The sequence below is a fragment of the Streptomyces sp. H27-C3 genome (assembly GCF_030063415.1).
Taxonomy (GTDB): domain Bacteria; phylum Actinomycetota; class Actinomycetes; order Streptomycetales; family Streptomycetaceae; genus Streptomyces.
Genome location: NZ_JASITA010000045.1, coordinates 48,847 through 57,826, shown reverse-complemented (window position 1 = coordinate 57,826; position 8,980 = coordinate 48,847). Strand labels below are relative to the sequence as shown.

Annotated in this window: 9 protein-coding genes; 3 read left to right on the top strand and 6 right to left on the bottom strand. The window is 67.9% G+C overall.

The features are described from left to right. Nucleotides 1–167 precede the first annotated feature (167 nt). On the bottom strand, nt 168–545 hold the full coding sequence (locus tag QMK30_RS32315; protein WP_283521878.1) for a nuclear transport factor 2 family protein: 378 nt from the start codon (nt 543–545) through the stop codon (nt 168–170). A 137-nt stretch (nt 546–682) separates the two neighbouring features. Here QMK30_RS32315 and QMK30_RS32310 point away from each other — a divergent pair, with 137 nt between their 5' ends. From QMK30_RS32310 to QMK30_RS32300, 3 genes are all read left to right on the top strand, one after another. Then, nucleotides 683–1,660: a transposase family protein gene (locus QMK30_RS32310; RefSeq protein ID WP_283521877.1), complete on the top strand. Its 978-nt coding sequence runs from the start codon at nt 683–685 to the stop codon at nt 1,658–1,660. Nucleotides 1,661–1,829: 169 nt separating this feature from the next. After that, nucleotides 1,830–2,492 carry an NUDIX hydrolase gene (locus QMK30_RS32305; protein ID WP_283521876.1) on the top strand — a complete coding sequence of 221 codons (663 nt, stop codon included), beginning with the start codon at nt 1,830–1,832 and terminating at the stop codon, nt 2,490–2,492. Further along, nucleotides 2,489–2,899 (top strand): NUDIX hydrolase, encoded by a 411-nt coding sequence (locus QMK30_RS32300; protein WP_283521875.1) that lies wholly within the window; start codon nt 2,489–2,491, stop codon nt 2,897–2,899. The genes QMK30_RS32305 and QMK30_RS32300 overlap by 4 nt, the downstream gene beginning before the upstream one ends. A 100-nt stretch (nt 2,900–2,999) precedes the next feature. Here the strand turns inward: QMK30_RS32300 and QMK30_RS32295 are convergent, their stop codons facing one another. The 5 genes from QMK30_RS32295 to QMK30_RS32275 all read right to left on the bottom strand — a co-directional run bounded on the left by QMK30_RS32295 (nt 3,000) and on the right by QMK30_RS32275 (nt 8,946). Continuing rightward, nucleotides 3,000–3,818, bottom strand: a complete 819-nt coding sequence (locus tag QMK30_RS32295; RefSeq protein ID WP_283521874.1) for a class I SAM-dependent methyltransferase — start codon at nt 3,816–3,818, stop codon at nt 3,000–3,002. Nucleotides 3,819–3,943: 125 nt separating this feature from the next. After that, nucleotides 3,944–5,146: a bifunctional class I SAM-dependent methyltransferase/NUDIX hydrolase gene (locus tag QMK30_RS32290; protein WP_283521873.1), complete on the bottom strand. Its 1,203-nt coding sequence runs from the start codon at nt 5,144–5,146 to the stop codon at nt 3,944–3,946. Nucleotides 5,147–5,175: 29 nt separating this feature from the next. Further along, on the bottom strand, nt 5,176–6,078 hold the full coding sequence (locus QMK30_RS32285) for an NUDIX domain-containing protein (RefSeq protein WP_283521872.1): 903 nt from the start codon (nt 6,076–6,078) through the stop codon (nt 5,176–5,178). Nucleotides 6,079–6,208: 130 nt separating this feature from the next. Further along, nucleotides 6,209–7,402, bottom strand: a complete 1,194-nt coding sequence (locus tag QMK30_RS32280; RefSeq protein WP_283521871.1) for a M15 family metallopeptidase — start codon at nt 7,400–7,402, stop codon at nt 6,209–6,211. Between the two features lie 71 nt (nt 7,403–7,473). Next, the gene (locus QMK30_RS32275; RefSeq protein ID WP_283521870.1) at nt 7,474–8,946 is read right to left on the bottom strand and encodes an NUDIX domain-containing protein; all 1,473 of its coding nucleotides are present in this window, start codon (nt 8,944–8,946) and stop codon (nt 7,474–7,476) included. Between the last annotated feature and the right edge of the window lie 34 nt (nt 8,947–8,980).

Here is an 8,980-nt window from a genome sequence, read left to right as displayed (position 1 = left end):
GGTGCGGGAACAACACCCCGAACTTCAAGGCGAGTCGATCCCGAATCTCATGAGGTATTCCCATACCACGTCAACGAGCCAAATCGCCGGAAGCAACACGTTGAATCTCTGCGAGCCCTTACGACCTTGGGAGCAATTGAGGTCGGGGCTCAGAGGGGCCCGCCGCACTACATCGGTTCGACGAGGGCGGCCCGCCATTCAGGCTGCGGGTCCGTTCCCAGGCTCGTCCAGTACTCCGTCCCACGGACGACCTGCCCGTCACGGACAGTCCAGAACGATGCCGCGCGAAAGACGCCAAGACTGTCGTGTGGCACTTCGACCTCGGAGACGACTTCGTCGCCCTCGGCCACCACCTTGAGCACCCGAATCGACCAGCCCTCCGGATATTCACGGTTCACCGCGACGAAGTTTTCCCGGCCGATGATGCGTTCGAGGCTGATCGGCCACTCGACAACGACATCCTCCGCGATCAACTCGGCGACGCCCGCCCAGTCCCGATCCTGGATCCGGTCCCACAGTGTCTCAATCACCTTTGAAGATTCCATCGACGGAGCTTCCCACAGCGGTCTGACAGAAGCCGCACCAACGGCGAGCCGATCGTTCCCGAGGTCGCTACGACCTTGGGGCAACGAGGGTCGGCCTGGTCCGTGACATAAGAAGGGCCGTACGGGTTAGGTGAGTTGTGAAGCTGACCTGGGCCCGTACGGCCTGCTCCCATCCTGCCCTCTGCGGGGTCTCTCGCGCACACTTCGGCGAGTTGCTCGAAGAACTCGCACCCCAGTGGGAAGCGACCCGTGAATCCGCGCTGTGTGAGCGACGTGGCGGCGTCCGGCGGCGCGCCGTGGGCGCGGGGCGCAAGCAACGGCTGGTATTCACCGACCGGCTGCTGGCCACCCTTGTCTGCCTGCGCCTCGGGCTGCCGCACGCCGCTCTGGCCGAGCTTTTCGAAGTCGACCGCTCGACCATCTCCGCCGCGATCCGGGAAGTCAGGCCCCTGCTCGCGGCCCGCGGCTTCGCCGTCCCCGACCGCCCAGGCCTGCGGATCCGCACCCTGGAGGACTTGTTCGCCTATGCCGGGGCCGAGGGGGTCGAGATCCGCATGGACGGCACAGAAGTCCAGGTCAGACGCCCACAGGTAGGGCGCCCCGGGCGCAAGGCATTCGTCTCCGGCAAGAAGAAGCAGAACACCATCAAGACGACCACGTTCAGCGACCATCAGGGCCGCACCCTGTTCTCGGGCGTGACCCGGCCGGGGCGGATGCACGACCAGACTGCCGTGCGCACCGAGGGCATCGCCGAGCAGTTCCGCCTGCAGCCGACGGTAAAGGCGAAAGTCGACTCGGGCTACCAGGGCCTGGCCAAGGAGTTCCCCGACCAGGTCAGCGCCCCGCCGAAGAAACCGGCGGACGATGCGTGCGAGGGCGACAAGCGGGCCTGGCGCGAGATGCGCCGCCGCCAGTCCTCGCAACGCATCGTCGTGGAACACACCAACGCCGAGTACAAGCAATGGCATCCGCTCCAGCGCTACACCGGTCGGCGCGAGGACTACGACGAGACCCACCGAGCCATCGCCGGCCTGGTCTCCGACCGATCCGCCCGCCGGGCGACCCGCCGCACGGCGAGCACCGAACTGGTCCTCGTCCGCACGACGGCCTGCTGATCACGCACCAGCCGAACCGCCAGGTCAACACGCCCCGACTTCAATTGCCCCCAAGGTCGTTAGAGTCAACCGGTGTTCGCTTCCCGCCGCCATGAAGCGGCAGTGCAACTCGCCTGCAGTCGGAGCGCATTGACCATGCACGTCGCCGATCGGATACGTGAGGGCCGCGATGGAAGTTGTAGACGTCTGGACCGGCCAGCTCGCCTGCACACTCCAATCCGCCCTCCGCATGACCAACGAGTCCTTCGCCAACCGCTTGGGCATCTCGCCACGGACCGTCGCCACCTGGCACTCCGACTCCGACGTCATCCCCCGCCCAGAGATGCAACAGCTGCTCGACTCCGTCCACGAGGACGCATCAGCCGCTGTCCGCAAACGATTCGCATCGATGACGGCGGCAACAGGCCAAGCGGACACCGCAGCCACGGCCTCCAAGGCCCAGGCCCTGCGCGTCGCCATCGCTGTCGTCGTTCGTGACGACGAAGTTCTGATGGTCTGCCGCCGTGGCGATGACGCATCCGGGATCACCTGGCAGTTCCCCGCAGGCGTCATCAAGCCCGGCGTCCGGCCGGAGACCACGACCGTCCGCGAGACGCTGGACGAGACCGGTGTGCATTGCGCCATCCGCCAGAACCTCGGCGAGCGGCTCCACCCGGTGACCGGCGTGCACTGCATGTACTTCCTGTGCGAATACCTCGCTGGGGACGCGACGAACAGCGATGCCGTGGAGAACGTGGACGTGACGTGGGTAGCCAAAAGCACGGTCACCCGCTTCATACCTGCTGACAAGATTTACCCGCCAATCCTGGAAGTGCTGGAGGAAGACATATGACCGAGCAGACGGCAGCGGAGCGGCCGGGTATCTCCGCCGCGATCGTGGTTCACGAGAACCGCGTCCTGATGGTGCGGCGCAGGATCTCCGAGGGCCAGTTGTCCTGGCAGTTCCCCGCCGGCGAGATCGAAGACGGGGAGACTTCCGAGGAGGCGGCCGTACGCGAGACGCAGGAAGAGGTTGGCCTGGCCGTGGCCGCGGTCCAGGCTCGGGGTGAACGAGTTCACCCCAAGAGTGGAAGGAACATGTCCTACACCGCCTGCGCGGTCACATCCGGCACCGCTTACGTGGCTGACAAGGACGAGCTGGCGGAGCTGAAGTGGGCTGCGCTTGCCGACATCCCGGAACTCGTTCCGTACGGCCTCTTCGAGCCGGTACAGGCTCATCTCGACAGCGTGCTGAGCTAGCTGACGGCGGGCCCGCCGGTGAGGGGCTACATCAGCTTCTCGAACATGTGCTGGAGCTACCGGGCGGTCGGCCGTTGGGCCGGGTCCATGCGCGGAGCTGTCATGACGATGTCTTCGAACGCAGGGAAGGGCCATGGCCGGATGCTTGTGAGGTTTCGGCAGCAGCTGGCTGGCGACTATAGACGGACACATGGTGCGTACTGGTCGCGGTAAACGGAGAGCCCTTCCAGTCGGCGGTTCGCCGTTCCAGGCGCAGCCCAGCGAGCTGCGCCATCAGGCCAAGTTCGGCCGGATGGGCATAGCGCATGACCTTCGGCAGAAGACGGCAGCCATCCGGGCCGACGCGTACTTCTTGGGCCCGGACGATCTGGTGCACGGGGTCGTGGACGAATGCGGACCAACTCAGGTGTTCTTCGATCATTTCGCGGACGATCATCTGCTGGCGTTCGGAGGACATGCCCGAGGTGTGCGGGACGGCCGGTTCGACGACGAACTGTCCCTGGGGGGTGAGGTGCCTGGCCGCGCTGCGGAAGCAGCTGACCTGATCCTCTTGTTCGGTCAGCAAGAAGAGCGTGCTCGCTATGACGTAGACGAGTGGGTAGTGCGTTCCAAGGTCGAACCGCGCCATGTCGCCGATCCGCGCCTGGACAGGCGAGCGCCCCTCAGGCGTCTGCTTTTGGTACTCTTCGAGACGGTTGATCATCTTCTGGGAGGCGTCAAGGCCGAAGACGGGCGTCCCCCATTCGGCCAGCGGGAAGGCAACGCGGCCGGTCCCGATGCCCAGCTCCAGGGCTGCGCCGTCTCCGGCGAGGTCGGAGAGTACGGCAGCGGCGGCACTCGGGTCCTGGTTACGGGTCTCCTCGTCGTAGTACTGCGCCCACTGGCCCCAGCGGGCGGCTTGCTGGTGCAGGTCCTTCATGATCTCCCCCTGTGGTCCTCGGTCGATTTCGGTGCGGTCTGCGCGTGACCCCGTTCCGTGGTGCCGCGCGAATACGCCGCTGGCGAGTCAGGGCGACAGGCTCGACGGTCTGAGGCGCCGAGGAGTCATGCCGGCCCGTCCACCGTCGTCGCGTCTGATGTGTCGCCGACGTAGGGAGTGAAGTACGCGGGGGTGTGGTCGATGGGCAGATCGGTGCGCCAGCTGGTGAGGATCTGGGCACTGCAGACGAACAGGCCGTCGGGAAGCTGATCGAGAGGGTGCCAGGCCCAGTCGCCGACGCTCTCGTCCGGCTGCGTAGCCAGCTGCCCGCGCCAGGCGTGGACGAGGGCGCCGACCGTGACCCGCAGGACACCTTCGACGTGGTCGACGAGCGTGCCCAGGAGCCTGACGTCTGCTGTGCGGGCGATCAGGCCGGTCTCCTCGCCGAGTTCGCGGATGACCGCTTCCGCGAAGGACTCGCCGGCCTCCACGCTGCCGCCGGGCAGTTCGAGGGTGCCGCGGCGGTGCCGGCCGAGCAGGATGCCCTGTTCGCTGTGCAGGATCGCTCCGACGCCCACGGCCGCGTGTGCGGCTGGCGCGCGGGTGCTGCGGGGTCGGCTGGAGACGCGCGCCGGCCGGGTTGGCAGGCGCCGGGCACGGATGAGCTGCTGGACGACTGTGGCGCTCTCGTCGGGTTGCGGTAGCAGGTCGATGGCCTCGACTCGGAAGCCGTACGAGGTGAGCAGGTCCTCCCACAGGTGCGGTGCCAGGACCCACATCTGCGTCGGCAGGGGCGGGTCGTCACGCAGCAGGATCATCTGCTCGCGGGGCGCCACCTCCGTGGACGGACCGCGGCCGTGCAGGTCGGTGTGCAGGAGCGAGAGGATCAGCGGGGCCCCCGGACGCAGGCCGTCGCGCAGTGCTGGCAGCGAGCGGTGCGGGTCCATGAAGGCGAGCGTCCCGATCGCGTACGCCGCGTCGAACGGCTCGGCTCCAGCCAGGTACTCGGTCACGTCTGCCTGGACGAAGTCCACGCCGTCAACGTCCGCGTGGACTGATACGGCTCGCTCGTGCTGGGTCGGAGACAGTTCGATGCCGGTGACGCGGGCTCCGTGTGCCTGGGCGAGATGGACGGCGTGGTGGCCAGCTCCGGATCCGATGTCCAGGACACGGCGGCCGGTGACGTCGCCGAGGACTTCCGTACCCGGCCCGATCCCTTCCCAGGGCGTCCAGCCGAGCCGGTCGGGGATGGGCGGGGTGTAGGCCCGGTCCAGTTGGCGCTGGCCGTAGATCTGCCAGGCCCGGGTGTTGGTGTCCTCGGCGGGCACGGTTTGCCTCCTCGTGGGGGTGCTGGGGGTCAGGTGTGCGTGATCAGGTAGGCGGGGCCCTCGCCGCGCCGGGCTCGTTCGATGGCGTCGAGGCGGGCGAAGGCGCGCGGCGCCATCAGCCCCTGCCAGGTCGCGTGGTCGTGCGCGGCCCACATGTCGTGCTCCGCGGGATCGAGGCGGATCCAGCCGAGCTGGTCGGCGGTCAGCTGACCACCGTCGAAGATGAGCCCCACCTTGTTCAGCGGCTGCCGCGGCCCGGCGTGCAGGAAGTGCGTCAGGAGCAGCTTCGGCGTGTCCAGCCCGAGTTCGAGGCCGGTCTCCTCGACCGCCTCGCGCCGGGCGGTCTGCAGTGGGTCCTCGCCCGGGGCGTCCAAGTTGCCGCCCGGGAACGGCCAGAGTCTCGAGCCGTAGACCGAGCGGAGCTGGACCGGTCGGTCGTGCTCGTCGCGGATGTAGAGGCAGCCGTACACCGTGTGGTGGGGGACGGTCTGCGCGTACTGCATAGGCGGCATCGGCATGGGGCGGCCGAGCCGGGCAGGGCGGTGGTCGAACGCGAGGGCGAGAACGCCGAGCGCTTCCTTGGCCGGCGGGTAGATGCTGCGGATGTTGGCGAGCAGCTCGCCGGGCAGCCCGTCCGGATCGATGCGCACTGTGTCCTCCGAGCTGAGCAGGTCCTCGAAGGAGGGGTACGGGGTGATCCGCTCCACGATGACGTCGAGGTCCCGCCCGGTGTCGCGGTCGTGGAAGACGACCGTGTCACCGGCTGCGACAGCGCGATTCTGCGGGTTGGCCACCCTCACTTCGATAGTCTTGCGCCCTGCTTCCACCTGGCGGTAGTACCGCCCGAGCAGGCGTATGTGGTGCTCGTATGGTTCGGTCCCGGCCGCCGGGCTCGGGACAGCTGGGATCGCCTGCTGGCTGTCGTCAGGCATACATGCCTCCGTTCGATGCGTTCCGACCGTTGCGACCCGTGGAGCGCAACCGGGTCAGGGTGCGGTGACCGCGCTTCTGCGTTGCCAGATCGGTGTGGGTGGCGAGGAACTGGACGAGGATGCCGGCGCGCTAGGGCAGCTCAATCGGTCCGTAGTGTGCGTGCGGCTCCTGCCGCATCAGCGCGTCGTACCGGTCCGCCGCCGAGAAGTGCCAAAACTCCGTTCCATAGTTGGTAAAACCCGCGTTCTCCATGGCGTCAAGCAGCAGCGTGCGGTGGTGGCGCGCGTGATCGCTGAGGTTCGGGGCGTGAGTGAAGCAGGCCCCGTCGCTCTCCTCGGGGGAGGCATTCACGCGGGTGCCGAGGTCGAGTTCGTGGCCGTCCTGGTCGACGAGGGTTACGTCAACGGCCGCGCCCGCGGAGTGGGGCGCGATCTCGGGTGGCGACACGTACCGGCTGCCAGCCTGGTGCAGCTGCCCAGCTGTCCAGCCGGGGTTCGCGGCGCCCAACTCGTCCAGGTACTCGGTGAAGTAGCGCTGCTGTAGAGCCAGCGGCCGGTAGCCCTCGATGAACAGCAGGTCGGTGCCGGCGGGCAGGAGCGAGCGGGCGTGCTCCAGCCGGGCTAGGACGCCCTCGCGGACGTAGGCGAACGCGCCCAGCGGATCTTGCTTGCGGGGATCGACGCGGAAGCTGTGGTCACGCACGTCCACGAGCGGCTCCCCGCACTCGCGCACCGGGATCGCGGCGACCCGCGGATCGGACATCAACACCAGACTGTTCATCGAGTCTCCCTGTGACGGCGTGCACTGCGGTGGCTGGATTGGGGAGGCAGAGGCCAGATCGGTTTCGCGCAGGATGCGCGCGATGGTGTCCTGCAGCGTGCTGTCGGCCGGGATCACGGTCTCCAGACTGCCGGGGAGCAGATCAAGCTCGCGGTACCAGGAGGCGAGGTGGCTGTCGGTGACTTGCTCTAGGTACGCGGCATCAGCCTTCGACGCGTGTCGGACAATCGTCGTTTCCAGCGGCACGTCCAGGTAGTAGCAGCTGGAGACGCCCCGGTGGTCCCGTGCCAGAGACGTGATCATGTGACCGTAGCGCTCGGCGTACAGGATCCCTTCGAGCACCACGTGGAAGCCGGCGTTCAGGGCTTCGCGTGCGATCCTGCCCAGCAGGGCGATGTTGGCGCCGCGCGCGGTGTCGTGTTCCCTGAGCACGTTGCGGCGGATCACGTCCTGGCCCACAATCGCGATCCCGCGGCCGTGGTGATCTCGCAGACCCTGGGCCACGCTTGATTTGCCTGACGCCGAGTTGCCGCGAATCACCACGAGGCGGGTGTCCTCTCGGCCGACCGCAGCCGCGGTGGACAGACGACGGTGTGCGTCGCCCGGTGTGCCAGTCATGCGGGCCAGCCCGTCTCGCTGTACAGCTCCCCGTTCTGGATCTTCGCGATAGCCAGTCGGGTGTAGGGGACGAGATCGTCGGGAAGGGCGGTGGGGTCCCAGAATTTCCACTGGGTGCACTTGTCCGGCTCGCGCAGTTCCGGCTCGCCCCGCCAGGCGCGTGCGCGGAAGAACAGGCCCAGGCGGGGTGGGTTCCTGGGCTTGCCGATGTGGTGGACGACGTGGACGAGTTCGACGTCCTTGCGCTCGATGTGCAGGCCGGCTTCCTCGTGTGCCTCCCTGATCAGGCAGGCGATGGCGTTCTCCTGTGCGAGGTGGCCAGCCAGGACGTGCCAGGTGGACGGCGCGAACGTGGAGTTGGGGTGGCGCAGCCCGAGCAGCACCGTCCCGTCGGGCCGCTCCAGATAGAGGTGGACGCCGATGATGTTGGGGACCGTGTCGTGCGGTGAGGCCGGACTCTCCTCCTCGGGTTCGGGCCCGCTCTGCGTCGCCGGAAGGCTGGTGGCGTGGCGCCGTACGAGGTCGCTGGTGGTGTCTGCGATGCGGAGACGGTGGAGGTCGTCGGGGGCGAACCAGGCGAGCATCACCCCTTCTGTCAGCTGGAGTTCGCGGGGATCGCCGTTCCAACGGCCGGCATAAATGGCGATGGGCACGCTCGCGCCGGCATCGTCGGAGGCGTACTCGGTGCCGAACGGGGGCAGGTCGACGAGGTCGAGGCCGGCCTCCTCGGCCAGTTCGCGCCTCACGGTGTCTTCCAGGGTGCCGTCCTGGCGCTCTCGGCCGCCGCCCAGCAGGGACCACATGCCCGGCTCCCAGATCCGGCCGGGGAAGTAGTCGCGAAGGTGGAGCAGGTACTCACCGCGGTCGTTGTAGATCAGGGCGGAGGCGTTGGCTCTCTCAGGTTCGGCCTCCGGGGTGAGCTTGAGCAGTTTCTCGCGCAGGGAGGGGGAAGTCACCCGGTCCACGGGACGCCACTCGATACCTCCGACCTCTTCTTCCTGCAGCACCACCTCCGCTTCGGTCTCGGAGTGCAGGCGGAAGAGGAACCGGAGGTCGAAGTGCTGGTGCCCGGGTTCACCCTTGCCCGGGTGGGCGTCGATGTCGTGGATGTCGATGTCGAACGGCACAGTCTCGTAGCCGGGCCACGGCGTGACGGCCTGGGGCGGGATCCCGGCCTCCTCGTGCAGCTCCCGCAACGCCGCCCCTGCCAGGGACTCGTCGGCGGGCTCGGTGTGTCCGCCGGGCGCGAGGACCTTCCCACTCGCCAGGTGCAGCACGTGCAGGACGCGGCCGAGAGGGTCGACGACGATCGCGCCGCAGGTGACGTGTCCGGTGAAGGTGGAGCGGCTGGCGATGTCGGTGGGACCGTCGAGGGCGTCCAGGAGGGCGCCGAGCTGCTCGCGCTCGTGAGGGTGGCGAGCGAGGTAGGTCTCGACGGTGGGTCGGATGTGGTCGTGCGACAACGACATGGGGCTACCTCAGAGGTACGTGGGGTGGGACGAA